Annotated in this window: 31 protein-coding genes; 15 read left to right on the top strand and 16 right to left on the bottom strand. The window is 45.8% G+C overall.

Features of this window, described 5'->3' with window-relative positions; genetic code table 11:
• The first annotated feature begins 6 nt into the window (after nt 1-6).
• Together ICW03_RS03180 and ICW03_RS03175 are read left to right on the top strand one after the other, a co-directional pair.
• The gene (locus tag ICW03_RS03180; protein WP_215348907.1) at nt 7-891 is read left to right on the top strand and encodes an NAD(P)H-hydrate dehydratase; all 885 of its coding nucleotides are present in this window, start codon (nt 7-9) and stop codon (nt 889-891) included.
• Between the two features lie 6 nt (nt 892-897).
• Nucleotides 898-1,875, top strand: a complete 978-nt coding sequence (locus ICW03_RS03175; RefSeq protein WP_215348905.1) for a DMT family transporter — start codon at nt 898-900, stop codon at nt 1,873-1,875.
• Between the two features lie 11 nt (nt 1,876-1,886).
• On the opposite strand, the gene ICW03_RS03170 is transcribed toward ICW03_RS03175, so the two are convergent.
• The gene (locus tag ICW03_RS03170; protein ID WP_215348902.1) at nt 1,887-2,159 is read right to left on the bottom strand and encodes a hypothetical protein; all 273 of its coding nucleotides are present in this window, start codon (nt 2,157-2,159) and stop codon (nt 1,887-1,889) included.
• 81 nt (nt 2,160-2,240) lie between these two features.
• Between ICW03_RS03170 and ICW03_RS03165 the strand changes: the two genes are divergently transcribed.
• Nucleotides 2,241-2,870 carry an FABP family protein gene (locus tag ICW03_RS03165; RefSeq protein WP_215348899.1) on the top strand — a complete coding sequence of 210 codons (630 nt, stop codon included), beginning with the start codon at nt 2,241-2,243 and terminating at the stop codon, nt 2,868-2,870.
• Nucleotides 2,871-2,961: 91 nt separating this feature from the next.
• Here the strand turns inward: ICW03_RS03165 and ICW03_RS03160 are convergent, their stop codons facing one another.
• Nucleotides 2,962-4,110 carry an aminotransferase class V-fold PLP-dependent enzyme gene (locus ICW03_RS03160; RefSeq protein ID WP_215348896.1) on the bottom strand — a complete coding sequence of 383 codons (1,149 nt, stop codon included), beginning with the start codon at nt 4,108-4,110 and terminating at the stop codon, nt 2,962-2,964.
• Between the two features lie 115 nt (nt 4,111-4,225).
• Nucleotides 4,226-5,128 (bottom strand): DMT family transporter, encoded by a 903-nt coding sequence (locus ICW03_RS03155; protein WP_215348893.1) that lies wholly within the window; start codon nt 5,126-5,128, stop codon nt 4,226-4,228.
• Nucleotides 5,129-5,275: 147 nt separating this feature from the next.
• On the opposite strand from ICW03_RS03155, the gene ICW03_RS03150 reads away from it, so the two are divergent.
• The 5 genes from ICW03_RS03150 to ICW03_RS03130 all read left to right on the top strand — a co-directional run bounded on the left by ICW03_RS03150 (nt 5,276) and on the right by ICW03_RS03130 (nt 8,266).
• Nucleotides 5,276-6,421 (top strand): alpha-hydroxy acid oxidase, encoded by a 1,146-nt coding sequence (locus ICW03_RS03150; RefSeq protein WP_215348890.1) that lies wholly within the window; start codon nt 5,276-5,278, stop codon nt 6,419-6,421.
• A 159-nt stretch (nt 6,422-6,580) separates the two neighbouring features.
• Entirely contained in the window at nt 6,581-7,222 is a 642-nt protein-coding gene (locus tag ICW03_RS03145; protein ID WP_251374445.1) for a hypothetical protein, read from the top strand.
• A gap of 23 nt (nt 7,223-7,245) precedes the next feature.
• Entirely contained in the window at nt 7,246-7,437 is a 192-nt protein-coding gene (locus ICW03_RS03140) for a hypothetical protein (protein WP_215348887.1), read from the top strand.
• Between the two features lie 92 nt (nt 7,438-7,529).
• Nucleotides 7,530-8,066 (top strand): cytochrome b, encoded by a 537-nt coding sequence (locus ICW03_RS03135; protein WP_215348884.1) that lies wholly within the window; start codon nt 7,530-7,532, stop codon nt 8,064-8,066.
• 23 nt (nt 8,067-8,089) lie between these two features.
• On the top strand, nt 8,090-8,266 hold the full coding sequence (locus ICW03_RS03130) for a hypothetical protein (RefSeq protein ID WP_215348881.1): 177 nt from the start codon (nt 8,090-8,092) through the stop codon (nt 8,264-8,266).
• 53 nt (nt 8,267-8,319) lie between these two features.
• Here the strand turns inward: ICW03_RS03130 and ICW03_RS03125 are convergent, their stop codons facing one another.
• Nucleotides 8,320-9,420 carry an alkene reductase gene (locus ICW03_RS03125; protein WP_215348879.1) on the bottom strand — a complete coding sequence of 367 codons (1,101 nt, stop codon included), beginning with the start codon at nt 9,418-9,420 and terminating at the stop codon, nt 8,320-8,322.
• An 83-nt stretch (nt 9,421-9,503) separates the two neighbouring features.
• Entirely contained in the window at nt 9,504-10,409 is a 906-nt protein-coding gene (locus tag ICW03_RS03120) for a hydrogen peroxide-inducible genes activator (protein ID WP_215348876.1), read from the bottom strand.
• A 144-nt stretch (nt 10,410-10,553) separates the two neighbouring features.
• Here ICW03_RS03120 and ICW03_RS03115 point away from each other — a divergent pair, with 144 nt between their 5' ends.
• From ICW03_RS03115 to ICW03_RS03105, 3 genes are all read left to right on the top strand, one after another.
• Nucleotides 10,554-11,039, top strand: a complete 486-nt coding sequence (locus tag ICW03_RS03115; protein WP_215348873.1) for a rubrerythrin family protein — start codon at nt 10,554-10,556, stop codon at nt 11,037-11,039.
• A gap of 61 nt (nt 11,040-11,100) precedes the next feature.
• On the top strand, nt 11,101-11,268 hold the full coding sequence (locus ICW03_RS03110) for a rubredoxin (protein ID WP_215348870.1): 168 nt from the start codon (nt 11,101-11,103) through the stop codon (nt 11,266-11,268).
• Nucleotides 11,269-11,324: 56 nt separating this feature from the next.
• The gene (locus ICW03_RS03105) at nt 11,325-12,494 is read left to right on the top strand and encodes an NAD(P)/FAD-dependent oxidoreductase (protein ID WP_215348867.1); all 1,170 of its coding nucleotides are present in this window, start codon (nt 11,325-11,327) and stop codon (nt 12,492-12,494) included.
• Between the two features lie 65 nt (nt 12,495-12,559).
• On the opposite strand, the gene ICW03_RS03100 is transcribed toward ICW03_RS03105, so the two are convergent.
• The 3 genes from ICW03_RS03100 to ICW03_RS03090 all read right to left on the bottom strand — a co-directional run bounded on the left by ICW03_RS03100 (nt 12,560) and on the right by ICW03_RS03090 (nt 14,675).
• Nucleotides 12,560-13,153: a urate hydroxylase PuuD gene (locus ICW03_RS03100; RefSeq protein WP_215348864.1), complete on the bottom strand. Its 594-nt coding sequence runs from the start codon at nt 13,151-13,153 to the stop codon at nt 12,560-12,562.
• A 172-nt stretch (nt 13,154-13,325) separates the two neighbouring features.
• Nucleotides 13,326-14,102, bottom strand: coding sequence for a 3-hydroxybutyrate dehydrogenase (locus ICW03_RS03095; protein ID WP_215348861.1), 777 nt, complete (start codon nt 14,100-14,102; stop codon nt 13,326-13,328).
• Nucleotides 14,103-14,171: 69 nt separating this feature from the next.
• Entirely contained in the window at nt 14,172-14,675 is a 504-nt protein-coding gene (locus ICW03_RS03090) for a YqaA family protein (RefSeq protein WP_215350139.1), read from the bottom strand.
• 202 nt (nt 14,676-14,877) lie between these two features.
• On the opposite strand from ICW03_RS03090, the gene ICW03_RS03085 reads away from it, so the two are divergent.
• Together ICW03_RS03085 and ICW03_RS03080 are read left to right on the top strand one after the other, a co-directional pair.
• Complete coding sequence (locus ICW03_RS03085) at nt 14,878-16,047, top strand: acyl-CoA dehydrogenase family protein (protein WP_215348859.1); 1,170 nt, start codon at nt 14,878-14,880, stop codon at nt 16,045-16,047.
• 11 nt (nt 16,048-16,058) lie between these two features.
• A complete protein-coding gene (locus tag ICW03_RS03080; RefSeq protein ID WP_215348857.1) occupies nt 16,059-17,243 on the top strand; it encodes a CaiB/BaiF CoA-transferase family protein in 1,185 nt (394 codons plus the stop codon).
• Here the strand turns inward: ICW03_RS03080 and cls are convergent.
• From cls to ICW03_RS03065, 3 genes are read right to left on the bottom strand one after another with little or no spacing between them, the layout of a single operon-like run.
• Nucleotides 17,240-18,715 (bottom strand): cardiolipin synthase, encoded by a 1,476-nt coding sequence (cls, locus tag ICW03_RS03075; RefSeq protein WP_215348854.1) that lies wholly within the window; start codon nt 18,713-18,715, stop codon nt 17,240-17,242. The genes ICW03_RS03080 and cls overlap by 4 nt on opposite strands.
• Nucleotides 18,712-19,464 (bottom strand): endonuclease/exonuclease/phosphatase family protein, encoded by a 753-nt coding sequence (locus tag ICW03_RS03070; RefSeq protein ID WP_215348851.1) that lies wholly within the window; start codon nt 19,462-19,464, stop codon nt 18,712-18,714. The genes cls and ICW03_RS03070 overlap by 4 nt, the downstream gene beginning before the upstream one ends.
• Nucleotides 19,464-19,664, bottom strand: a complete 201-nt coding sequence (locus ICW03_RS03065) for a hypothetical protein (RefSeq protein WP_215348847.1) — start codon at nt 19,662-19,664, stop codon at nt 19,464-19,466. Before ICW03_RS03065 ends, ICW03_RS03070 begins: the two co-directional genes overlap by 1 nt.
• A gap of 66 nt (nt 19,665-19,730) precedes the next feature.
• Here ICW03_RS03065 and ICW03_RS03060 point away from each other — a divergent pair, with 66 nt between their 5' ends.
• Both ICW03_RS03060 and ICW03_RS03055 read left to right on the top strand, forming a co-directional pair.
• Nucleotides 19,731-20,426, top strand: coding sequence for an ABC transporter permease (locus ICW03_RS03060; RefSeq protein ID WP_215348844.1), 696 nt, complete (start codon nt 19,731-19,733; stop codon nt 20,424-20,426).
• Entirely contained in the window at nt 20,419-21,126 is a 708-nt protein-coding gene (locus ICW03_RS03055) for an ATP-binding cassette domain-containing protein (protein ID WP_215348841.1), read from the top strand. The genes ICW03_RS03060 and ICW03_RS03055 overlap by 8 nt, the downstream gene beginning before the upstream one ends.
• On the opposite strand, the gene ICW03_RS03050 is transcribed toward ICW03_RS03055, so the two are convergent.
• From ICW03_RS03050 to ICW03_RS03030, 5 genes are read right to left on the bottom strand one after another with little or no spacing between them, the layout of a single operon-like run.
• Nucleotides 21,127-21,417: a hypothetical protein gene (locus tag ICW03_RS03050; protein WP_215348838.1), complete on the bottom strand. Its 291-nt coding sequence runs from the start codon at nt 21,415-21,417 to the stop codon at nt 21,127-21,129.
• A gap of 3 nt (nt 21,418-21,420) precedes the next feature.
• The gene (locus tag ICW03_RS03045) at nt 21,421-22,482 is read right to left on the bottom strand and encodes a formate dehydrogenase subunit gamma (RefSeq protein ID WP_215348835.1); all 1,062 of its coding nucleotides are present in this window, start codon (nt 22,480-22,482) and stop codon (nt 21,421-21,423) included.
• A 47-nt stretch (nt 22,483-22,529) separates the two neighbouring features.
• Nucleotides 22,530-22,766 (bottom strand): hypothetical protein, encoded by a 237-nt coding sequence (locus ICW03_RS03040; RefSeq protein ID WP_215348833.1) that lies wholly within the window; start codon nt 22,764-22,766, stop codon nt 22,530-22,532.
• Nucleotides 22,766-23,422: a formate dehydrogenase FDH3 subunit beta gene (gene fdh3B, locus ICW03_RS03035; protein ID WP_215348830.1), complete on the bottom strand. Its 657-nt coding sequence runs from the start codon at nt 23,420-23,422 to the stop codon at nt 22,766-22,768. Before fdh3B ends, ICW03_RS03040 begins: the two co-directional genes overlap by 1 nt.
• A 27-nt stretch (nt 23,423-23,449) precedes the next feature.
• Nucleotides 23,450-26,428: a formate dehydrogenase subunit alpha gene (locus ICW03_RS03030; protein ID WP_215348827.1), complete on the bottom strand. Its 2,979-nt coding sequence runs from the start codon at nt 26,426-26,428 to the stop codon at nt 23,450-23,452.
• Nucleotides 26,429-26,434: the final 6 nt, after the last annotated feature.

Genomic DNA, 26,434 nt, shown 5'->3' with positions numbered 1-26,434 from the left:
ACCCAAATGATCTCCCAACCAGCCACACTCGATACTCTGAAGCTAATCAAACTTCTCAAGCGTGAGCCTGCAGAACATAAAGGTAATGCCGGTAAAGTTGTTTTAATTGGTGGTGCACCGGGCATGGCAGGCGCACTGATTTTGGCAGGTAATGCCTGCTTACATCTAGGTGCCGGCTGGACCATCCTAGAAATACTAGACCCATCGTCAGCACGTGCTGATGCAAATCAACCCGAGCTCATGATTCGTCTTGCTGCACTGGATATTCAAGAGGTGCTTATCGCCACCCAGCCTGATGTGATTGCAATTGGTCCGGGTCTAGGCAATTCTGAGTTGGCATCTTGCTGTTTGCGCTCAGCACTGTCATATCCAAACGTTCGATTGGTAATTGATGCTGATGCACTGAATTTAATTAGCGAGTCTGCTGCGCTACTTGAGCAACTTCAAGCTCGTAATTTACAGTACCCAGGTCTCACCGTTCTCACCCCCCACCCCGGTGAGGCAGCCAAACTTTTAAAGTCCACAACCGATAAAGTGCAGGCTGATCGCATGAATGCCATTCAACAACTTGTTGAATTAACGCATTCGATCGTAGTACTTAAAGGACAAAACACCCTGATTGCATCTCCACAGCACTCTCCGGCGCAATGTCTTGCGGGGAACCCAGGAATGGGAACCGGAGGAATGGGCGATGTTCTAACGGGATGCATTGCTGCCATTGCCAGCCAAGGTGTTCGTCATCAAATTGATTTATGGCAAGCAACTGGTATTGCGGTTGAACTCCATGCCAGCGCAGCAGATAGTCTAGTAAATCAAGGGGTTGGCCCAATTGGCCTCACCCCCTCCGAGACCATTTTAGAAATGCGGACTCTACTCAATAAGCTGTTATAAATCCTTATGCATTCAGTAAGCGCAGCACATCATCACCGACGTTACCTCTACGGCATCTTGATGGCCGGGGTAGGTTCAATGCTTTTCTCCGGAAAAGCGATTTTGGTAAAACTCGCATTCGGTTATGGCGCAAACGCAGAAACGCTTTTAGCTTTACGTATGCTCATGGCCCTCCCCTTGTTTTGGGGAATCTTTTGGTGGGAATCACGTCGCAAAACAATGAGCCCAATCACTTGGCTTGATCGCGGTAAATTATTTTTCTTGGGATTTTTAGGCTACTTCCTATCTAGCTATATTGATTTCTTAGGTCTGCAATACATCTCGGTTGGTTTGGAGCGTATCATCCTTTACCTCACACCCACTGTCGTTCTACTGATCTCTTACTTTGTATTAAAAAAACCAATCACTAAACTGCAGTGGTATTCACTGATCGTTGGCTACATTGGGGTTTTTATTGTGTTCATACAAGATGCCAGCTCTTCAGGACTTAGCGCTTGGCTTGGAATGTTTTTAGTTTTTGGCAGCGCCTGCTCATATGCAGCCTACATGATAGGCGCAGGAGAGATGGTTAAGCGTATTGGAAGCGTTCGCCTGGTTGTCTATGCCAGCTCAGCCTCAGCCATCTTCAGCATATTGCAATCAACCATACATAATCCGACTGCCATATTCGAGCAACTCCCACAAATTTACTGGTACAGCATGCTCAATGCGAGCGTATGCACAGTCATCCCGATGCTACTCATCATGGTCGCCATCAACCGTATCGGCTCACCATTAGTGGCGCAGGCTGGAATTCTCGGTCCGGTATCCACTATCTTTATGGGATATTTAATTCTGGCCGAACCAATCACATGGACACAAATCAGTGGAATGGTTTTAGTGATTGCAGCAATGTGGCTATTAGTACGCAATGATGCATCAGCAAAAAAGTCACCAGATCCAAAAAAATCTGATGACTTAGATAGTACAGAGCCCCTCAATTAGAGGGCATTCATTTACTGAGCTGCTGCGTCGGTAGCTGCTTTAGATTTCTTTTTGGATTTCTTTTTAGACTTTTTATCTGCTTTCTTTTCTTTCTTAACTTTTTTCTTAGCCTTCTTCTCTGTAGATTTCTCGCTCGGGGCAACAGTCGGTGCAGCGGCAGGTGCGGCTGTAGGTGCGGTAGCTGGGGCTGGCGCTGGATCAGCAGCCATTACAGAAGTCGGTGCAATGCTGATAGCAGCGGAAATTAGACTAGCCAGGCTCAAGCGCGCAATATGAGAAATCATGCAATTCTCCGATAAAGTTTGTGGATAATTTAATAATACTCAAAAAATTGAGATTAACGCTTCATTTTTACAGGGTTGGATATGAGCAATTTTCCGAGCGACATCTTTACTGAGCCCCAGGGTTACTCAGTAAACACCCTAGAGCAACTAGGACCCTTGACTGGCATGGCTGGTATCTGGGAGGGTATTCGTGGTTTGGATGTAAAGCCTAAGGCTGAAGGCCCCAAGAAGCAGGCTTATGTAGAGCGGATTGAATTGCAACCTATTGACCCCCAAACCAATGGCCCTCAATTGTTTTATGGCTTGAGATATCACACTCACATTACCAAGCCTGACCAAGTAAAAACCTATCATGATCAGGTGGGGTATTGGCTATGGGAACCTTCGACTGGCAACATCATTCATACCCTCTCGATACCGCGGGGCATGATCACAATGGCAACAGGCAAAGCCGCTTCCGATGCTAAGCAATTCGAGTTGCTAGCCAAAGAAGATGATCGATGCGCAGGCATCTCCTCAAACCCCTTCCTGGATTATGCTTTTAGGACTGTCGAGTTTCGTATTCAGGTTTCGATTCATGATGATGGCACTTGGTCTTATGAGCAAGATACTGTCATGAAAATTAAAGATCAGACAGAGTTATTTCACCATGTAGATAACAATACACTGCACAAAATTGGAGAGGCAACGCCTAATCCTCTAGCCAGATGATTTGGTAGATGAATCTGAATTTGATTTCGGTAGATGTAATAAAGGCCATCGTGTGATGGCCTTTATTTTTATTGCTTAACTACCGAAGTTTTTAAGCAGGCTGCGCTTCAGTCTCGGTAATTTTTTCTAGTGCTGCTTCAAGATGACCGACAGTACGATCAACATGAGCGAGTTTTTCTAAGCCAAACAAGCCGATACGGAAAGTGCGGAAGTCTGGACGCTCATCGCACTGCAAAGGAACGCCTGCTGCAGTCTGTAAGCCAAGCGCAATAAACTTCTTACCAGACTGAATATCTGGGTCCTTGGTATAGCTCACTACTACGCCAGGAGCTTGGAAGCCCTTAGCTGCTACAGAGTCATAACCTTTAGAGACCAACAGGTTGCGCACTTTTGTGCCCAACTCAATCTGCTTGTCCTTCAGCGCCGCAAAGCCGAGTGATTGAGTTTCCTTCATCACATTACGCAAAACTTTTAAAGCGTCTGTAGCCATAGTGGTGTGATAAACATGGCCACCCTTTTCATAGGCCTCCATAATCTGCAACCACTTTTTCAAATCCATCGAAAAGCTGCTGCTTTGTGTAGTCTCAATACGCTCACGTGCACGATCACCTAAGGCGATCAATGCACAACATGGAGAACTACTCCAGCCTTTTTGGGGTGCAGTAATCAGCACATCCACATTACAAGCCTTCATATCAACCCACATTGCACCTGAGGCGATGCAATCCAATACAAACAGACCATTTACTGAGCGAACCGCCTCACCAACTGCTTTGAGGTAATCATCCGGAAGAATGATGCCAGCTGAAGTTTCTACGTGTGGAGCAAATACAACTGCTGGTTTTTCTTTCTTAATAAACGCTACCACTTCCTCAATCGGAGCTGGAGCAAAAACACCTTGCGCGGAATCCTCCAATTGGCGACCTTTAATTACGGTGACATCCTTGGTGATATTTGCCAAATCAAAGATTTGGGTCCAGCGGTAGCTAAACCAACCATTGCGCAAAACTAAGCATTTTTCATTATTAGCAAACTGACGAGCAACCGCTTCCATGCCAAAAGTGCCGCTACCAGGAACGATCACTGCTGAGCTAGCGTTATAAGCATCTTTCAGGACACTTGAAATATCCACCATCACGCGCTTAAATTCTTCAGACATGTGATTTAGAGAGCGGTCGGTGTAAACAACCGAGAACTCCAATAAACCGTCTGGATCAACGTTGGGAAGTAAGCCTGGCATAGTAATTTCCTAGGGGTTTCAGTGATTAGCCCTAAATGATACTGATTTAAGTCTTTTTTGGGCAGATGACACCAAAACCCTCTTTCAAAGGGCATTTTTTGCTGTTTTTGACCGGCTACTTGCCGGTTTTTGAGGAAATTGCGATCCCGGCAACGATTAATGCGAATGCCAGACCATGAAAGAGTTGCGGAGGTTCGCCGATTATGGCGGCCGACAAAAGCGCCGTGAACAAGGGGATGAAATTCGCAAAAAATGCTGCGACCGTAGGTCCAGCACCATTCACACCCAAGCCCCAACAACGATATGCAATGAGTGATGGGCCAATAGCCACAAACAAAATTAAAGATGCGGTCCACCAATTTAGATCGATAAAGGCATGGCCGGCAACTATTTCAAAGCCATCAAAAAAACCTGTCCACAAAAGACCAACGGTCACCTGCGCCATTAAAAACTCGGCCCATGGCCATTGGCGCTCCGAACTCGATCCAGGGCGACTTAGCATCCAGCTATAAAAAGCCCATAAGATAGTGGCCAGCATAATCAAAAGATCGCCGATCACCATTTCCATGGACAACAGCGTCGCTAGATCACCGCGTGTTAATACGATACCAACGCCAAGCAAACTCACAATCGCACCAATCATTTGTAGCACGCTTGGCTTAACTTGATAAAACACCGCACCAATAAATAACATCCAGATCGGCATACTCGCACCAATTAACGTGACATTGATAGCAGTCGAAGTTTGTAGGGCAAGATAGAGAAGTACGTTGTAGCTCCCTACCCCAAATAACCCCAAGAGTAAAAAACGTTTCTTGTTTTGCCATAAAGCACTTCCAGGTATGAAGACGCGCCAACCCAAAGGAAGCAAAAGCAAAGCAGCAAGGCCCCAACGAACTGCGCTTAAAGTAATCGGGGAAATGCTCCCCACCAATACTCGGCCAGCAATCGCATTACCCGCCCATAAAGCGGTGGCTAATAATAAGTAGGTAATTGTTGCGAAATTAAGCTGGGGCATAGGGAGATTTAAGAAGGGGAACGGTTATTTGACGCCCCAAACAAGGGATACCCTAGCATTGTAGAAACAATTCCCTGGGTATTGCTAAGATAGAGCTTAAATTAAGCTTTTGCTCTAAGAAAATAGCATCAAATAGAAGGATTTACTGTGGCAATCATTACCAATATAGAAGACTTGCGGGTCCTCCACCAAAAACGCACCCCCAAGATGTTCTACGATTATGCAGACTCAGGATCATGGACCGAGTCCACATACCGCGCCAATGAATCAGATTTCCAAAAAATTAAATTACGTCAGCGTGTAGCAGTCAATATGACTAATCGCACGACCAAGACAACCATGATTGGTCAAGAAGTTTCGATGCCGGTTGCGCTTGCACCTACCGGCCTCACCGGGATGCAGCATGCCGATGGTGAAATTTTGGCAGCTAAGGCTGCCGAAAAGTTTGGTGTGCCATTTTGCTTATCAACCATGAGTATCTGCTCAATTGAGGATGTCGCTGAGCGCACTACAAAACCATTTTGGTTCCAGCTTTACGTGATGAAGGATCGTGGCTTTATTGAACGCCTCATTGAGCGCGCTAAGGCGGCGAAATGCTCAGCACTTGTCCTCACTCTGGATTTACAAATCTTAGGCCAACGCCATAAAGATTTAAAAAATGGACTCTCAGCCCCACCTAAACTCACCATTGCCAATATGATCAATATGGCGACCAAGCCACGCTGGTGCCTGGGAATGGCAATGACGCCACGTAGAACATTCCGCAACATTGTTGGTCATGCCACTGGTGTTGGCAATATGTCTTCGTTATCTTCTTGGACTGCAGAGCAGTTTGATCCAGGCCTTAACTGGGGTGATGTGGAGTGGATCAAAAAGCTTTGGGGCGGCAAACTAATCATCAAAGGTATTCTGGATGAAGGCGATGCACGCTTAGCGGCAAACTCTGGCGCTGATGCATTAATTGTTTCCAATCATGGTGGTCGCCAACTAGACGGCGCGATCTCTAGTATTCAAGCCCTACCTGGAATTGTGGATGCTGTTGGTAAAGATATTGAAGTATGGATGGATGGCGGCATTCGCTCTGGTCAAGACGTACTGAAAGCCTGGGCATTAGGTGCACGTGGCACGATGATTGGGCGCCCATTCTTGTATGGCTTGGGTGCAATGGGTGAGGCAGGCGTAACCAAGTGTCTCGAACTGATTCACAATGAACTCGACATCACTATGGCATTTACTGGTCATCGTGATATTCAAAATGTAACTAAAGATATTTTGTATCCAGGAACCTTTTAAATTTTTCACCTTCTAAACTACCCCCTTGTAGTCTTTGGCCTATCGTTCGTAGCATTTACTTTCGCCGTATGGTTTGGGCATGCAGTACTGAGTCGCTTTCGCACCAAAGACACTGAGACTTCTGAAGATCTAGGCATCATTCAGACGGCTACATTAACTTTGCTAGCCCTCATTATTGGTTTCACCTTCTCCATGGCAATTGACCGCCATGACCAGCGAGAAATCTTTGAAGAAGGCGAAGCAAATGCCATTGGAACTGAGTTTTTGCGCGCAGATCTCTTATCTCCAAAGCACTCTGCAGTAACTAAAGACCTATTGCTTCAATACGTAGATCAACGCATCCTGTTTTACTCCAAACAAAGCCCAGAGAAAATTCAAGAGATTCGCAGCAAGACCGATCAACTACAAGCCGACTTGTGGAATGAGATTGTTCCTGTTGTTCGAAAACAAGACACCCCCTCCATTGCACTAGTTGCCTCTGGAATGAACGATGTCTTAAATTCGCAAGGCTATGTTCAAGCTGCTTGGTGGAATCGCATTCCTCTTACTGCCTGGGCACTTATGACAGCAATCGCCATTTGTGCCAATCTATTAGTAGGTTTTGGTGCACGCAATTTTGAAAGGAACATGGGGTTATTCATGATCTTTCCTTTCGTTGTGTCGGTATCGTTCTTTTTGATTGCTGACATTGATAGTCCTAGAGGCGGCGTTATTCGAATTGAAGCCAGAAATTTAATCGCCCTCAAAAGCAATCTTATTCAACAGATGGAAAAAGCCAAACCATCTATTGGCAATAAATAAGCCCCACCATAAAGGCAGCCCAGATGAAACGTGTAGTGGATGTTTTTAAAAACCGTGGCCGCGAGCTAGTCTGGACCTATGTTGTTCACCTTCAAAACGATGAAGAATTTCATCCCGGACAACTCGACTTTGAAATAGAGGCACTTAGACTCTCTCAGCTAGACAAACGTGGCGCAGCCAACGAACTAAGCGCCAAAGTACGGCTTAATAACTAATAATTAAGGTGTTTTGGGCCAATTAGCCCTAGTATTGCAAATGTTAATGAGATTGATTATCATTAACATTAGTTCAAATAACACCTTAAATCATGTCAAAACTCAAATATCACCCAGTTTCCATATTCTTCCATTGGTTTGTTTTCATCCTGGTTGTGGCTGCATTTATCGTGATTGAACTCAAGGGGCAATTCCCCAAGGGAAGTGAGCCACGTGAACTATGCAAATCAGTCCACGGCGTTATTGGACAGCTTATTTTCTTAACAATGGCCATTCGACTGATATTTCGTTTCGCATATGGCGTGCCAAAACCCACCAACCCAAAACCTGTTTTTATTTCCTTAGCTAAAGCAATGCATTGGTTGCTGTATGCCCTACTCTTGATATCCCCTATTTTTGGCATCTTGTATTTTCAGTACGGCGGCAAAGAAATCCACTTCTTTGGCTTGGTGTGGCCTCAGCTAGTGACTCCCAATCCTGAGATGAAAAAATTAGTCGAAGGAATTCATGAGTTTTTAGGGAATTCACTCTATTTCTTGATAGCTTTGCATGCCTTGGCTGGCTTATGGCAACATTACATCGTAAAGGACGATACACTTCGTCGTATGTTAAATAAGGCTAGCGCCTAAACAGAAGTTGGAGCGATGATTAAATGAAGCCACTCTCTAAAAAAGCCAAGATGGCTGTCGGCTGGACAATCTTAATGACCGTCGTGGGAACTGCGATGTTGCATCAGTGGCAATTTTTTGCCATGGGATGTGCATCCCTTGCCCTACTTCTCATCGCCAATCACTACGACCTTCTAAAAGATCCTGAAGACAAAAAATAATCCCGCCTGTTATGGCGGGATTATTGTTGTGCGTCCCAGGTTTGAGGTTTGCACTAAAGGGTTGGGTAATCGGTATAGCCAACCTCATTGCCGCCATAAAAAGTTGCACGGTTATAAGGATTTAAAGCGGCGCCTTTCTGGAATCTTTCCGCCAAATCTGGATTTGCGATATACATACGGCCATAAGCCACTGCATCAGCTAAACCATCCTCCAATACCTTCTCTCCCATCGCCTGGTCATAACCACCAGCGGTAATAAATTTTCCTTGATACGCGGCTCGGAATAATTCTGATGTAATAGGCGCCTCTTCATTCACCTGATCACCACCGCCAGCACTAGTCGCACGTGGCTCGATCATATGAACATAAGACAGCTTATATGTATTGAGTTTGGAAATTGCGGCTTTGAATAAGGCCACCGGATCGCTATCACCCATATCATTAAATGTGCCATAAGGTGAAAGGCGTACGCCTACCTTATCGCTTGGGAATGCTTTACTGACTGCCTCTATGACTTGTCCCAATAAGCGTAGGCGATTCTCGATAGAGCCGCCATATTCGTCAGTACGTTGATTGGTTTTATCTTGCAAGAACTGATCTAGCAAGTAGCCATTAGCAGAATGAATTTCAATACCATCAAAGCCTGCAGCTTTTGCATTTTGCGCCGCCACTTCAAACTCTTTTAGCAAGCGAGCGATATCTTCCTGACTCATCGCAGTTGGAGTCTCATAGTTATGCAGCTTCCAGTCGGCACCATAAGTTTGACCGGATGCAGCAATTGCTGAAGGCGCCTCTGGTGCGCCCTGCTCTGGATGCAAAGAAGAATGAGAGATTCGACCCACATGCCATAACTGCGCAACAATAGACCCGCCCTTAGCGTGCACTGCTGTAACGATCTCCTTCCAGGCGGCGGTCTGCTCTGCAGAGTAAATTCCAGGTGTAGCTGGATAGCCTTTGCCTAATGGGGAAATTTGGGTGGCCTCGGTAATAATGAGTCCAGCACTTGCACGCTGTGCGTAGTACGTTTTTGCCAGTGGGTTTGGTACATCACCATCAACTGCACGCATTCTGGTGAGCGGCGCCATAACCAAACGATTCTTTAACTCAATTGAACCGAGAGTAACTGGTGTGAACATGATTTCTTTGCCTGACATTTGCTACCTTTTTTGTAGTAATAAATTAGATGGTGGACTGTAACAAGGTTTAGTAATTTTTGCTGGACAAAGAGATAACCTAATTAGGCGCGTCCAAATTGCTCACGAATGCAACTAGCTAGCGCATTAAATTCCTGGGTATGCGCCGTGGATGAACGCGCAACTAAAGCAATCACCCTCTTAGGCGTAGGTGATGCCAACTCTTTCGCCACTAATTGTGAGTTATTCAATAAACTGCTCTTTACTGCCATGCCAGGAAGCAAGGCAATCCCAAGACCGGACTCGACCATTTGCAGTAAGGTTAGTAAGCTCGTCGCCTCTAATCCTTCGGCCTTGCGGATATCGGTTCGTCTGCAAGCTTGCAAGCTATGCTCTCGTAAGCAATGCCCCTCCTCAAGCAATAAGAGCCTCTCAGCCATTTTGGCTGGTAAGGTCACCTCTTTACCCTTTAATGCTGGATCACCCTCTTTAGCAACCAGCCAAAAGTGATCATCGAATAATTCTTGCACCAGAAGACCACTAACATCATATGGCAGGGCAATCAAAGCAAAATCTAACTTATGTTCAGCCAATCTTGAAAGTAGATTTGCGGTCAGATCTTCTCGAAGAGTAATTTTTAGGTCAGGAAATCGCGTGCGAACTTCTGGCAAAACGGTAGGCAATAAAAATGGTGCAATCGTTGGAATCACCCCCAAGCGAATTGTGGCGGTCATTGGCTTACCAGTTGTACCCGCATATTCAACCAGGTCTTCTGAAGCAGCCAAAATGAGTTTTGCGCGTTCAAGCACCTCTAGTCCAATGGGTGTAATCGAGACATTCTGACGATCGCGCTCCACTAAATGGATGCCTAGCGCATCTTCAAGCTCTTTTAGCCCAGCACTCAGTGTCGACTGCCCAACAAAGCAGGCTTGCGCAGCTCTAGTGAAATTCAGTTCTTTTGCTAATGCAACGAAATACCCTAACTGCCTTAGAGATGGTAGATAAGCCATATATACCCCTGTTATCGATTTATTTGATAAATACTATCATAATGATTTACTGGACTGATAAACAAATAGGGCGCACACTGCATTCATGGTTGAGAAAGTAGCAAATATGGCTCAACAAACTGAATTCAACGAAAAGGAATCAAAATGGCACGTCCAGAAATCAAAACCATCCATAACTTAGAGTCTGCCTTTGCAGGTGAATCTATGGCTCATATCAAATACCGATACTTTGCAAAGTTGGCTCGCGCAGCGGGTGATGAAGAGACCGCTAAGATATTTGAAGCTACTGCCGAGCAAGAGGTAATGCATGCATTTGGTCACCTAGACTTACTCTACCCCGCCAATACAATGACGCCAGCGCGTGCCTTAGAGATTGCAATCGAAGGTGAAACTTATGAATACACTGAAATGTATCCTTCATTTCGAAAAACAGCTGTAGAAGAGGGCAATGCAGCCGTCATTCAAGAAATTGATGAACAAATCGCTGAATCAAAGGAGCACGCAGAGCAATTTCAGGCAACATTAGCTAAAGCAGCAAAACGCTTCGCAGCATTAGCTAATGTAGAAGAGCGCCATGCAAACCATTACAAGCAGGCTTTAGAAAAAGCAAAAGTTTTTGCTGCTCAATAAGAGTGATCCAGAAATAAATAGCAATTAAATTTAAAATGAATGAATTATTTAAGGAACCAGTATGAAAACTTACCAATGTATCGTGTGCGGCTATATTTATGATGAAGCAAAGGGAATTCCTGAAGATGGCATTCCAGCGGGAACACTCTGGGCTGACGTGCCAGCCGACTGGGAGTGCCCTGACTGTGGCGTTGCAAAAGCTGACTTTGAGATGGTTCAGGTAAGCTAACGCCTACAAATCAAACTTAGCCCTGTTTATTATTCGTCATTTTGGAGAGCCCAGCTTTGGATCAAACCACCCCTCAAATCCCATCCGCGATTGTCATCATTGGCAGCGGATTGGCTGGCTATACCGTCGTACGAGAAATTCGCAAACTGAATAAAACAGTGCCGATCACATTAGTGACCCGAGAGCCTGGTTACTTTTATTCAAAGCCGATGCTCTCTACCGCTCTAGCGAGCAATAAAGAGGCTACGCAACTCATCTCCACCTCTGCCGATGGCATGGCAACTCAACAAGAAATGGCCATCATGGGTGAATGTGATGTGATCTCCATTAACCCTAATACGCAAACCATTCAAACTAGTAAAGGCGAAGTGGCCTACGGAAAATTGGTAATGGCATTGGGGGCTGATCAGATTCGTTTACCACTGCAAGGCAATGCTGCAAATGAAGTAATGACAGTCAATGATCTCGAAGACTACGCGCACTTTCGCAAAGCGATTGTCGATAAAAAGAAAGTTGCCATTCTTGGTGCCGGTTTAATTGGCTGTGAATTTGCTAACGATCTTGTGCTGGGTGGCTATGAGGTTGATGTCATTGACTTAGCCCCTCAGGCCCTAGGGCGCCTGCTACCAGAAACAGCGGCGCTTGAGCTGCAGCAAAAATTAAGTGATGCCGGTGTACGTTGGCACTTGTCTACCACTGTTCATGCGATAGACCGCCAGGCAGAATCTCTACAAGTAACACTAGAGAATGGCGAGACAATTACTTGCGATGTATTTTTATCTGCAGTTGGCTTAAAGCCACGCCTAGAGCTGGCGAAAGCAACTGGAATCAATGTCGGGACTGGTATTCAGGTTAATCGCCAACTAGAAACCAATATTCAGAATATTTATGCTATCGGAGATTGTGCAGAGGTAGAGGGTTTAGTCCTGCCTTACGTGATGCCCATCATGCAGTGTGCAAGAGCATTAGCGCCAACCTTGATAGGACAAGCAACCTCACTGACTTATCCTGCAATGCCGGTAATGGTTAAGACGCCTGCCTTGCCTACGATAGTTTCCCCGCCGGCCAAAGGGGCTGAAGGCAAGTGGTCCACGACTCCGGTAGAAGGCGGTTTAGAGGCCCGCTTTGAATCTGCTAATGGTCAGTTGCTGGGCTTTGCATTAATGGGTGCAGCTACAGCGCAGCGTGGCGCCCTCACCAAAGAGTTACCAGCCATACTGGCCTAAGTAAGGCGTATCTAGCAATAAAAAGGCCCGCAGTGCGGGCCTTTTCTTTAAGCGTCTAGCGGTGATTAAGAAACAATCACGAACCAAGTTGTGTTGTGTGATTGAGCAACCATCAAGAACAACATTGGCACAGATAACAATGTATTCAAACGGGATGTCAACATTGCAACACGAGCAGATTTTGCTTTTACATCCGCCTCAACAGCAACGATACCAAGTGCACGCTTTTGATTTGGCCAAATGATGAACCAAACGTTAAAAGCCATTACCAAGGCAATCCACATGCCTAAACCAATTGCACGAAATGGCGCTTGTAATGTGAAAGCTTGGTGCAAGTAACCACTTAACGCAGCAACAATCAAACCAGTCACTACAGTAAACAAGGCTGCATAACGGAACCAAAATAATGCTGCTGGAGCAATTACTTTACCGATCGCTGGTTTTTGTTCATCAGGAATCTTTGGCATAGATGGAATTTGCACGAAGTTGAAATACCATAGCAAACCAATCCACATGACACCAAACATCACGTGCAACCAACGGAAAACAAATGGGAGTTCAGCGGAGCTAAAGTTACCGCCCAATGCAAAAATAATTAAAACGAGAAGAACGAAGCCCGCAAATACGGTGCGTCCCAAAGAGGTCAAGATTGATGCCATTTAAGGATCTCCTATGAGTAATAATGGGTCTAACTATAAACGATTCTGCCAATTTTGTTTGTATGTTTCAAAATCCAGAATTCCTACTTAAAATAAAGACTTAGCCCTAACTAATATACAAAAATGCCGACAATAACTTGCCGGCATTCGATCAAATCAGGCTTGGTAAGACTTATTGAGCAGTCCAGCCGCCATCCATATTCCAAGCCACCCCACGAACCTCAGACGCATCTGGTCCACATAGGAACACAGCCAAGGCAGCCAATTGCTCAGGGCTAACAAACTCGCCAGAAGGTTGTTTTTCAGATACCAAGGCGGTCTTTGCTGCTTCATTAGAAATGCCTTCACGTTCAGCACGGGCATCCACCTGTTTCTGCACGAGTGGAGTTAGTACCCAGCCTGGGCAAATTGCATTACAGGTAATACCGGTACGCGCATTTTCTAGAGCGGTTACTTTAGTCAAGCCAACAATGCCATGCTTGGCAGCAACATAAGCAGCCTTCTGAGTTGAGGCCACTAGACCATGCACAGAAGCGATATTAATAATGCGCCCCCAGTTACGTTTTTTCATACCAGGCAAAGCATGATGTGTCGTATGAAAAGCGGAGCTCAAATTGATGGCGATGATGGCATCCCATTTGTCCGTTGGAAACTCTTCAATATTTGCAGTGTATTGAATGCCAGCGTTGTTAACCAAGATGTCGAGTGATCCAAAACGTTTTTCTGTTTGCTTGATCAGGTCTTCGATTTCAGCTGGCTTGCTCATATCGGCGCCGTGATAATCAACCTCTACTCCACACGCTTTAATTTTGGCAATAGCTTCATCTTTCTCACCGAAACCATTCACCATAATATTGACGCCCTGCTTTGCTAGTGCCAATGCCATGCCTAAGCCAATGCCACTAGTGGAGCCAGTGACTAGAGCAGTTTTACCTTTTAATGTAGACATATATTTACCGTATCAAGTTATCCAGAGGGCTTCAAATTACCCAAAACTTGATGTTACAGGATTCGGGGTTTAGATCAGATGCAGCCAGTGACCCAACTGATGCCAAAAGCTATCGGGGACCAGAGTGAGTAGCCAGGTGAACATAATGAAGCGCATTAGCTTGCCTATGAACATATAAACAAGGCATGGCTGCCAGGGAAGTTTTAACCAGCCTGCCGCTAAACACAAGGGATCACCAAGACCAGGCAGCCAAGAGAGCAATAAAAGCTTTGGACCCCAATTTTCTAGCCAGCGCTTCAAGCGGCTATTGCTGGGTTCATCTATTGATTTAAAACTATTGCGAGCGATAACCCCAAGCCACCAATCTACCATCCCTCCCAATGTATTACCAACTGTGGCAACCAAAATGGCAACCCAAAATAAGTGTGGATTGAGAGTGATGTACCCAAACAAAATGGGTTCAGAGCCAGCCGGAATTAATGTTGCGGAAATAAATGCGCTAATAAATACTGCTGGCAAACCAACGGAGGGCATCCCAAACCAGGCAAAGAAATGTTCAAAGATATGCTCCATTAAGCAACCAACGCCTGCATCAGTTTGCTTGAGCAAAAAGACAGTATTGAACGGTATCCGTCTTTATTTATTTGCATCTTCTCTTTAGGCCTCATTTGGTCTATTTTGCCTTGTTTTGGCCAATATCCAGGAATTTCAAATCTTGCTTAAACTAACACCTTAATTGGCATATAAACCATAAAACTTATAAATTGAGACTTTCATGAATCACCCCATTCCCAAGCCAGACCAATATCAAGAAATGCGTGAAGCATTGCGCGATCTATGCGGCTCTTTTGATTCAGCCTATTGGCAAAAGATCGATCACGAACGCGGCTATCCAGAGGCCTTTGTAGATGCCATGACTAAGGCCGGATGGTTGGCAGCACTTATTCCTGAAGAATACGGTGGATCCGGCTTAGGCCTTGCTGAGGCATCCGTCATCATGGAAGAGATTAATTTTTCCGGCGGCAATTCAGGTTCATGCCATGGACAGATGTACAACATGGGCACCCTGTTGCGCCACGGCTCAGAAGCTCAGAAAAAAATGTACTTGCCCAAAATTGCATCGGGTGAATTGCGACTTCAAAGTATGGCTGTTACTGAACCCACTACTGGTACCGACACCACTAAATTGAAAACTACTGCAGTTAAAAAAGGTGACAAGTATGTAGTGAATGGCCAGAAGGTTTGGATTTCTCGTATTCAACACTCTGATCTCATGATCTTGCTTGCACGCACTACACCGATCAGCGAAGTGCAACGTAAATCTGAAGGCATGTCGATCTTTATCGTGAATCTTGCTGATGCTATCGGCAAAGGTATGGAGGTTCGACCAATTGCCAATATGGTCAATCATGAAACGAATGAAGTTTTTTTTGACAATTTAGAAATTCCAGCAGAAAACTTAATTGGTACAGAAGGTCAGGGTTTTAAATACATCCTTGATGGCCTCAATGCAGAACGCGTCTTAATTGCCGCTGAATGCATTGGAGATGCTTACTGGTTTATTGATCGGTCACGTCGCTACGCTAATGACCGAGTTGTATTTGATCGACCTATAGGCAAAAACCAGGGGATTCAATTTCCAATTGCTGATAGCTATATTGAAACTGAAGCGGCTAATCTGATGCGCTTTAAAGCCTGTGAATTATTTGATAATCACCAACCTTGCGGACCAGAAGCCAATATGGCCAAATACCTTGCTGCTAAAGCATCCTGGGAAGCTGCCAACGTCTGTCTGCAAACTCATGGTGGTTTTGGTTTTGCCAATGAATATGACGTTGAACGTAAGTTTAGAGAAACTCGCCTCTATCAAGTGGCGCCAATTTCAACTAATTTGATTTATTCGTATATTGCTGAACATGTTCTTGGTCTACCAAGATCTTTCTAAAAAGTGACTGTATGAACGTTCGTCCATTAGATGGTATTACGGTTGTTGCGCTAGAACATGTTATTGCAGCGCCATTTTGCACCCGGCAATTAGCTGATTTAGGTGCGCGCATTATTAAAATCGAACGTCCTGGCGGCGGAGATTTTGCGAGAGGCTATGACACTCAGGTGGAGGGCCTCTCCTCTCACTTTGTTTGGGTCAATCGATCTAAGGAGAGTTTGACGCTTGATCTCAAGCAAGAGCCTGCAATGGCAATATTAAAAAGCTTATTGAAAACTGCAGATGTCTTTATCCAAAATCTCGCACCTGGTGCAGCCTCTCGCATGGGTCTGAGCCCAGAGGTTCTTCAGAAAGACAATCCCGGATTGATTACGTGCGCTATCTCAGGATACGGTAACGATGGACCCTATCGCGATAAAAAGGCTTATGACCTCCTTATCCAAAGTGAGGCAGGATTTCTTTCAATTACCGGAACACCAGAGACGCCCAGCAAAGCTGGCAACTCGATTGCCGACATTGCAGCAGGAATGTACGCCTATACGAATATCTTGGCAGCATTACTACAGAGAGGAAAAACTGGAAAAGGCTCCGTTATTGATATCTCCATGCTTGAAGCATTAAGTGAGTGGATGAGTTTCCCGATGTATTACGCCTATAAAGGTGCTGAGCCTCCGCCAAGAAACGGTGCATCACACGCAACGATTTATCCATACGGCCCCTTTAAAGCGGGCGATGGTAAGACGGTGATGCTAGGCCTACAAAATGAGCGTGAATGGGTACAGTTTTGCGAAACTGTATTAGAGAACCCAGCGCTTGCATTGGATGAGCGATTTGATCGCAACTTTAAACGCAATGAAAAACGCACTGAGCTCTTGGCGATTATTGACGCTTGTTTTAGTCAGATAACTTCAGAACAGCTGATTGCCAGATTAGAAAAGGCTCAAATTGCAAATGCTCATCTCAATGATATGGCGGGCCTATGGAAGCATCAGCAACTCAAAGCGCGCAACCGCTGGACTAAGGTTGATACCCCAAATGGAACGATTGCTGCACTGCTACCACCCGGACTTAATGACAGCTATGACTACCGCATGGATCCCATCCCTGCGGTTGGAGAGCACACTAACTCCATCCTCAAAGAACTCGGAATTTCAGAGCCCGAAATAGCCTCTATGCGCGCTAGCGGAGCGATTTAAAGCAGCGGTGAAGTCAGGTGTGCGGCATTCTCAAGATATCGACGCCAAGCCGGTCTTTTTGCCCACACCTTTGGATCAACGTAATCTGATTCTGCCAAATAAGACTCAATTAACTTTTCTAGTTTGGCGCAGAACTCGTTGTTATAGACAATCAAGCTGATCTCAAAATTTAGTCTTAGACTGCGTTGATCAAAATTAACCGAGCCAAAGATAGCAATCCGTTTATCAATCAACAAACTCTTGGTATGCAAAAGGCCGCCATGGAATTCAGCAATCGTTACTCCAGAATTCATTAAATCTTCGTAGAAACTCTTGCTACTCCAAGCCACCAGCCTGGAATCATTGAGCTTAGGAACGATCAGGGTTACTTTGACGCCTCTGGCTGCCGCAGCCATTAGTGCCTGGATTAAACCATCATCCGGACCAAAATAAGGTGTAGTGATGACCAACTCTTCACGAGCATCCATGATGGCCGATAGCAAGACCTGATAAAGAATATCGTCACGATAGACTGGGCCAGAAGAAAACTCTTGAGCTATAGCGCCTCCAGCATGGGGCGAGGCAGGCGGCTCTCGATCTCTAAAGTTGGTGATATTCGGGTTATCAACGCTCCAATCAAATGCAAAGGTCAACTCAAACTGAGCAGCCACCGGTCCTTCTATGCGAACCATGGCATCTACCCACTCGCCCACGCCTGAATCCTGCTTAAATGTGCGTGGATCAACCAAATTCATACTGCCTGTCCACACTGCAGAGCCATCTATAACGAATATCTTGCGATGCAAGCGCAAATCGGCACGACGGAATTGGAAGCGGCCAATCTGAATCGGCAACGCCTCCGTTACCTCAATCCCTGCCTTACGAAAACGTGCTGGCCATTGAGACTTAAACCAATCCTTACTACCCAGAGAATCCAGCAATACACGACAGGCTACACCTCGTTGAGATGCTGCAATCAAAGCCTCACAAACTCTATCGGCATCACCACCCAAAGCCCAAATATAAAACTCTAGGTGTAAGCTTTTTTTTGCATTATTAATCTCATCAATAAAATTTTGCAATATCTTGAGTGAGTTGGTATGCAATTCTATTTTGTTGCCAGCTACTACTGGTGAGCCATTTTTGGATTCAGCCAAAAGACTGAGAGCCCTTCCCTCGGCAGGTAATTTCTGCCTATCAACTGCAAACTCTTGGCGCATTGTCTCTGTAATTTTTTCATACTCGCGATTCATACGAATAATCTTGCGTGTAAGCTTCCGACCAACAGGCCTCTCGCCGATCAAAACATACAATGAAATTCCTAATATAGGAATCAGTATGACGATCAGAAACCATGCAAATGCTACGCCCACTGGTCTTCTAGCAGAGATCAAGTGAATGCCGAATAAAAGTACGATAACGGCATGTGTAATCGGAACCCATATTAGAGAGAATCCAAAAACGGATCCAAAAATAAAAGTCATAATATTCATAGAAGTTCCAATTCAGCAGTAATGCCTAGATGATCTGATAGCTTGAGCCATTCATGCAAAATTTGTGCAGAATGAATTTTAAGTCCGCGCACATAAATCCTATCCATAGGAAGTAGCGGCTTCATGCTTGGAAAAGTTTTCGCCGGTGAACCGGTGAGAGTTTCAAATACCTCGTCGAAACCAGCGGCTTTCATGGGGGCACTTACACGATTACGCCAATCATTAAAGTCTCCTGCAACTATCGTGGGTCCATCTTGCGTCAAGTCTTGAATATGTCGAATAATAGTCTCCAGCTGCCGCTCCCTACCGCGCTCGAAGAGCGCCAGATGCACGCAAAAGCAATGAATAGGCTTATCTATACCTTCTAACCTAGTAATGCTGTGCAGCAATCCACGACCCTCAAAGCGGTATGCTGAGATATCGTAGTTATTGCCTTTTTGTTGCGGATGCCTAGAAAGAATCGCATTGCCATGATGCCCATCGCGATACTCAACATTCTTTCCATAATGCCAGTGCTGCCAAAAATCCTCAGATAGAAAATGAGTTAACTCTGTCAGCGGCCACTGTCCAAAGCGTCTTACTCTTCCTCGATGCTCTTGTTGTAACTCTTGCAAAAAAAGTAAGTCCGGATAATGACTCCGCATTTTTTGACGCAACTGATAAATCGTGGCATGCCGATGCAAGGGCGATAAACCCTTATGAACATTCATGCTTAAGACTGTAAAACGGGAGGAGTTAACTGGGCTCATTAAAACTGCCCTGCTGCGCGCTGACGCCGAACGCGCGCTAAATAGATTTCGCCTTCGACTAAATCCTGGCACTGCATGCATTTATTGCAAATGGATGCTTGCTCACGCAACTCATCGATAGAGTCAATCGGGTGAGCATCTAAATACTCACGCAAATCCACGTCGAGGACCTCGTTGCAGAGGCAAATCACTTCAGCCATTAATCAAAAATAGGGAAATCAGTCTCATTACAGCCATTTTGCCACCGCCTTGATAGAATCAAGCGCATGTTGAAAGCTTTTCAAGACGCACTTACTTTACTTGCCCACCTAGATGGCGCAGTTTTGGGTATCGTCCTAGTCTCCCTGCAGGTCAGCCTGAGCGCTCTCTTGATTGGCACGCTTTTAGGCCTTCCTATTGGCGCCCTTCTGGCGACCGAGCAATTTACTGGCAAAAAGACGATTATTGTGGCCCTCAATACCCTGATGGGGGTGCCCACTGTAATTGTTGGCGTCCTGGTATATCTCATGCTGTCTCGCACAGGCCCTCTGGGGGCTTGGGGTTGGTTATTTACGATCAAGGGTATGGTTGTTGCTCAGACCCTGCTCACAACCCCTTTAATTGCGGCTCTAAGCCGACAAATCCTTGAGGATTCTTGGAGGGTTCATAGAGATTCTTTTCTAAGCCTAAAACTACCCCCGCTCTCACGTTTTAAGTGGCTTTTATGGGATTGCCGCTTTTCCCTGACGATTGCCGTTCTTGCTGGTCTAGCCAGGGCAATCTCTGAGGTTGGGGCCGTCATGATTGTGGGCGGCAATATTGATCGCTCAACCAGAACCATGACTACGGCTATTGCACTAGAGACGAGCAAAGGGGATCTGCCTTTAGCTCTTGCCCTTGGAATAGTCCTGCTGATGATTGTCCTGCTAGCTAATTTATTTACGTTTGCAGTACGCCAAATCGCGGAGCACCGCTATGGTTAATTCTGTTGAACATTTTGAGAAATTCATTGAACTCAAAGACATCATCGTCAAGAGTAATGGCAGAACGATTCTCAACATTCCACATGCCATCATTCCTGCAGACAGAATTACCGCCTGTATTGGACCGAATGGTGCTGGAAAGACTACTTTTCTAAAGGTGCTGGATGGCCTTATCAAGCCGGATAGCGGCACTGTCACCTACTCATTCAAAACTAAGACTTCATTAGTTCTGCATCACACCCCGATGATTAAAGCTTCTGCAGCCGCTAACATTGGGATTGTTCAAGATGTCGATTCAAGCATCACTAAATTAGATGTGCAAAAGGTTATGGATGAAGTTGGTCTTAGCAACTTAGCTAATAGTCCAGCACATAAATTATCTGCTGGCGAAAGACAAAAACTATGTCTTGCAAGAGCCATTCTTCTGAAGCCAAATTTAGTTTTATTGGATGAGCCTACCGCAAATCTTGATCCAAACACCACCGAGCAGGTTGAAGACCTCATTCGGAAATTTGATCAGCATGGTGCGGATGTAATTTTTTCATCTCACCAACTTGCTCAAGTACAAAGACTAGCAAAGCATGTGATTTTTATTGATCAAGGCGAAATAAAAGAAAAGGGACCCGTAGGCCCCTTCTTTGATAATCCTCAAACAACGGCAGCTAAACGCTACTTACATCAAGAGTTGCTCTCCGATTAATTACTTAGCAGCAGGTGCCGCAGGAGCGGCTGGTGCAGCCGCAGCTACCGGTGGAGCAAATGGTGGAGGCGCTACGCAAGCTGCAGGAGCCGCAGTTCCAGGAACCCTAAAGCGATCAGCAACACGATTCTGAGCTTGGCATAGTTGATAAGCGCCAACTCTATCACCGTAAGCAGCCTTAGCCTTAGTCAAAGCTGCTGCCTCTGCCTGCTCAGGTGTCAATGGAGGTAATGCAGCAAAAGCTGCTGTTCCAGCAAAAGCACAGAATGTGAAAGCAATGATTTTTTTCATGGCTTATCCCTTTTTATTGAGTTCGTCATACCAGAGCTCATGATGCTCTTTAGCCCAAGTAGCATCAACATAGCCAGTCTTCATGCCATCAATTGAACCTTGCATGCCGATGGTGCCGATATAGATGTGCCCCATCGCCATCGCAGACATCAAGATCGCAGCACTACTATGAATAATGTTAGCAATCTGCATCGTGCCACGAGTGTACTCAATGGTCATAAATGGCACGATCATATCGAGTACAAATCCGGATGCTGAAATTACCAGACCCAAGAAAGTCATACCAAACCAGAACCAGATCTTTTCACCACCGTTGAAGAAACCAGCTGGCACATGCTTGCCGCTGAAAATTCCACCAAAGGTTAAATACCACTGCAAATCACCTTTGCCTGGTAAATTCTTATGCGCAAAAAGCAAGAAGAAGATCACGATGCAAATAGTGAACAAAGGGCCTGTGAAGTTATGAATGTTCTTGCAAACATTCAAGAAGGATCCGTAGGCAACCCCACCCATTAATGGCATTGCAAAATACTTGCCGTAAAGAATTAATAAGCCAGTAAATGCCAAGGCTAAAAAGCTAAATGCCATCAACCAGTGGACCAAGCGATCAAATGCGCTAAAGCGCTTAATTTTGACGCCGGACATTGGCTCATGCAACTTGATTGAGCCCTTGATTGTGTACATCGCAATGATGCCGAAGAAGGCGATGGCCAGCAACCAGCCGCCATAAACAGTAATCACACCATTACGAATCACGCGCCACTCTTGACCGGAACGCTGAATCAATACACTAGCCTCTTTGTCAGGAATACTGACATAGTTGTATGGATCGCTGTTGGCAGTAGTAAAAATTGATGGGTTTGCTGGCTGAGACTGAGCCTGCGTTCCATTGGCTAAAGCATTTGGATTAGCCGGCACAGACAATGGCGGAATATCTACTCCGCTAGCAGATGGCAGCGGCGCCATCGGTGCACGCTCAGCGAAACTGATCCCGCTTGCCAAAGTTAGCGACAAACCTGCGGTCACCACTAAAGCGCGTAGAACTTTTGAAAATGATCGTTTCATACACATGTCCTTAAACGTTTTCGTTTTATTTATTGTTATTTAGTTGATCACTTAACGCGACTGTATTCGTTCTGACCTTGAGTGCGCTTATCAACAGACTCAGTCCAACTAGCCTGATTACCTGGCGTCCAATTCTTAGTCATAAAGCCGTTGTTCGCACCCATGTAAGGAGCAACGTCCGGACGCTTGGCGGCCTTAGCGGCAATTTCTGGAGGCTCAGAGCAGGCAGCCAACAGCGTTGCTGCTGCAAAACACAAACCGAGAGTTTTGAAATTAACTTTCATTATTTGGCTCCTGGAATTTTTGCAGCAGGCGTTGGTGTTGGCGCTGGTGTATCTGGACCGCCATAGGCAGTCGTCCAACCAAACGCTTTGGATCCTGGGTACTTACCGTTCTTCTCACGCATTGCCACACGATTATTGAAGATGCCAGAAATGATGTCGCTGTCGCCACCAATCAATGCCTTGGTTGAACACATCTCAGCGCAAAGTGGCAACTTACCTTCTGCCAAGCGATTGCGTCCATACTTCTCGAATTCGGCAACGCTGCCGTTTTCTTCTGGACCGCCGCTACAGAATGTGCACTTATCCATCTTGCTACGAGTGCCGAAGGCACCCTTGCTCAAGAATTGTGGTGCGCCAAATGGGCAAGCAAAAGAGCAGTAGCCGCAACCGATACAGATATCTTTATCGTGCAACACAACGCCCTCATCGGTGCGGTAGAAGCAATCTACTGGGCATACCGCCATGCAAGGAGCATCGCTACAGTGCATACATGCAACTGATACTGATTTTTCTTGACCAATGATGCCGTCATTCACCGTTACAACGCGGCGACGATTAACACCCCAAGGCACTTCGTTATCGTTTTTACAGGCTGTGACACAACCGTTGCATTCAATGCATCGCTCTGTGTCGCAAATAAATTTCATTCTTGCCATTGTGTTCTCCTGACTTTATTTTTTGACTTAGGCAAATTTTTCGATTTGGCACATAGTGGTTTTGGTCTCTTGCATCATCGTCACCTGGTCGTAACCATAGGTTGTTGCAGTATTGACCGCCTCACCAAGAACCACTGGAGCCGCGCCTTCTGGGTAGTACTTACGCAAGTCATTACCCTGCCACCAACCAGCAAAGTGGAATGGCACCCAAGCTGTTCCTTGATCAACACGCTCGGTAACCAATGCACGAACTTTGATTCTTGCGCCCGTAGGTGATTTCACCCAAACATAATCCCAGTTCTTAATGCCGCGATCTGCTGCAGCCTTAGGATTAATCTCAACAAAGTTTTCTTGTTGAAGTTCAGCCAACCATGGATTTGAACGAGTCTCATCGCCACCACCCTCGTACTCAACCAAACGACCGGAGGTCAGAATGATTGGGAACTTCTCATATAACTTCTGATTCAAGTTTTGATCTTGAACAGTCTTATAGAGAGTTGGCAAGCGCCAGAAATTCTTCTTATCTGCAGAAGTTGGATACTTGCGCATCATCTTCTCGTTAGTACTGTAGAGCGCTTCACGGTGAATTGGAACTGCATCCGGGAAGTTCCAAACCACTGCGCGTGCTTTTGCGTTACCAAATGGATGGCAACCGTTTTTCATCACAACGCGCTGGATGCCGCCAGACAAGTCAGTCTTCCAGTTCTTGCCTTCAGCAAGCTTCTTCTCATCTTCAGTTAACTGATCCCACCAACCAAGCTTCTTCACCAATACGTGATCGAACTCTGGGTAACCAGTCGTAATTGCAGAACCCTTAGAGCAGGAACCATCACCAGCCAACAAGCTCACACCCTCGCGCTCAACACCAAAGTTTGCGCGGAAGTTACCGCCACCTTCCATGACGCTCTTACTGGTGTCATAGAGATTTGGTGAACCTGGGTGTTTGATTGCGGCAGTGCCGTAGCAAGGCCAAGGCAAACCGTAGTAATCGCCCGTTGTATCGTATCCAGTAACTGGATCTACCCCTCCACGAGACTTGAGTGTCTTCGGATCAAATACCCCAACCATTCTCATGTGCGCTTTGAGACGCTCAGGAGTTTGACCTGTGTAACCAATAGTCCAAACGGAGCGATTGATTTCACGCAAGATGTCTTCAATTTGCGGCTCTTTCCATTGCTTACCAGCAAATTTAGAGTTCAACATCTTGTAGTTCTTGGACAACTCTTCACCGAAGCCAAGGCGGTCAGCAAAGGCTTGCATGATCACATGGTCAGGTACAGATTCAAACAATGGGTCGATCACTTTCTCGCGCCACTGTAAAGAACGATTAGATGCTGTCGCACTTCCGCATGTTTCAAACTGGGTTGCTGCTGGCAATAAGTAAACATTGCGGTTCTTGTTTACTACATCACCCTCTGCCGCAGGCATTGCTGCCATCGCTGCAGTAGCACTTGGGTATGGATCAACCACCACCAAGAGATCCAACTTATTCATCGCACGCTTCATATCTAAGCCGCGAGTTTGTGAGTTAGGAGCATGGCCCCAGAAGAACAAGCCTTTTACGTTTGTCTGTTGATCGATCATGTCGTTCTTTTCAAGAACGGCATCCACCCAACGAGAAACAGTAGTTCCAGACTTCTCCATCATGTCCGGCGCGTAGCGACCTTTAATCCACTCGTAGTCAACACCCCAAACAGTTGCGTAGTGTTTCCATGAACCAGCAGCCAAGCCATAGTAGCCAGGCAATGAGTCTGGGTTAGGACCTACGTCAGTTGCACCTTGGACGTTATCGTGACCGCGGAAAATATTTGTACCGCCACCAGATTTACCAACGTTACCTAATGCCAACTGCAAGATGCAAGATGCGCGCACCATGGAGTTACCAATGGTGTGCTGTGTTTGACCCATACACCAAACAACCGTACTTGGACGATTCTTAGCCATGGTTTCAGCAGCTTTATACATTTGCGCCTCAGGAACGCCGCACGCTTCTTCTACAGCAGCAGGAGTCCACTTCTCCATGACCTCTTTACGAATCTCTTCCATTCCGTAAACGCGGTCATTGATGTACTTTTTGTCTTCCCAACCGTTTTTGAAGATGTGATACAGAAGGCCGAACAAGAAAGGAATGTCTGTACCGGAACGAATGCGGATGTATTGATCAGACTTCGCTGCTGTACGTGTGTAACGTGGATCAACCACAATTACTTTGCAGCCATTTTCTTTAGCGTGCAACAAACTCAACATAGAAACTGGGTGAGCTTCAGCAGCATTTGAACCAATGTACAAAGCTGCCTTAGAGTTCATCATGTCGTTGTAGCTATTCGTCATCGCACCATAGCCCCAGGTGTTTGCAACACCGGCAACTGTTGTGGAGTGACAAATACGAGCTTGATGGTCTGTATTGTTTGTGCCAAAGAAAGAGACCCACTTACGGAGTAAGTAGGCCTGTTCGTTGTTGTGCTTTGATGAACCGATAAAGAACATTGCATCTGGTGAATATTTCTCACGAATGCTCTTCATCTGCGCAGTAATTTCTGTAAGCGCTTGATCCCAAGAGATACGCTGATACTTTCCATCAACTAATTTCATTGGGTAACGCAAACGATAGTCACCATGACCGTGCTCACGCAATGCTGCGCCTTTTGCGCAATGAGCCCCTAAGTTAATAGGTGAATCGAACACGGCGTCTTGACGTACCCAAACACCATTCTCAACAGTCGCATCAACCGCGCAACCTACTGAGCAGTGGGTACAGATGGAGCGTTTAACCTCAATCTTGCCCTTACCGTCGAGCATTGCTTTGCTTTGCTCTGCAGATGCTTTTTGCACAAAGCTCAACTGGCTAGCGGCGATACCAGCACCAACACCTACGCCAGAGCGTTTAAGGAAAGTGCGGCGATCCATCGTTGGCACTGCGGCTTTTAAACCTCGTGACAGACTGCCAATCAGGCGTGATGTTGAACGACTGCTTTGTGGGGTATTGGATTTACGAGTCAGACTCATATTGTG

The organism is Polynucleobacter sp. MWH-Aus1W21 (assembly GCF_018687275.1).
Taxonomy (GTDB): domain Bacteria; phylum Pseudomonadota; class Gammaproteobacteria; order Burkholderiales; family Burkholderiaceae; genus Polynucleobacter.
This window is presented reverse-complemented; position numbering and strand designations above follow the sequence as displayed.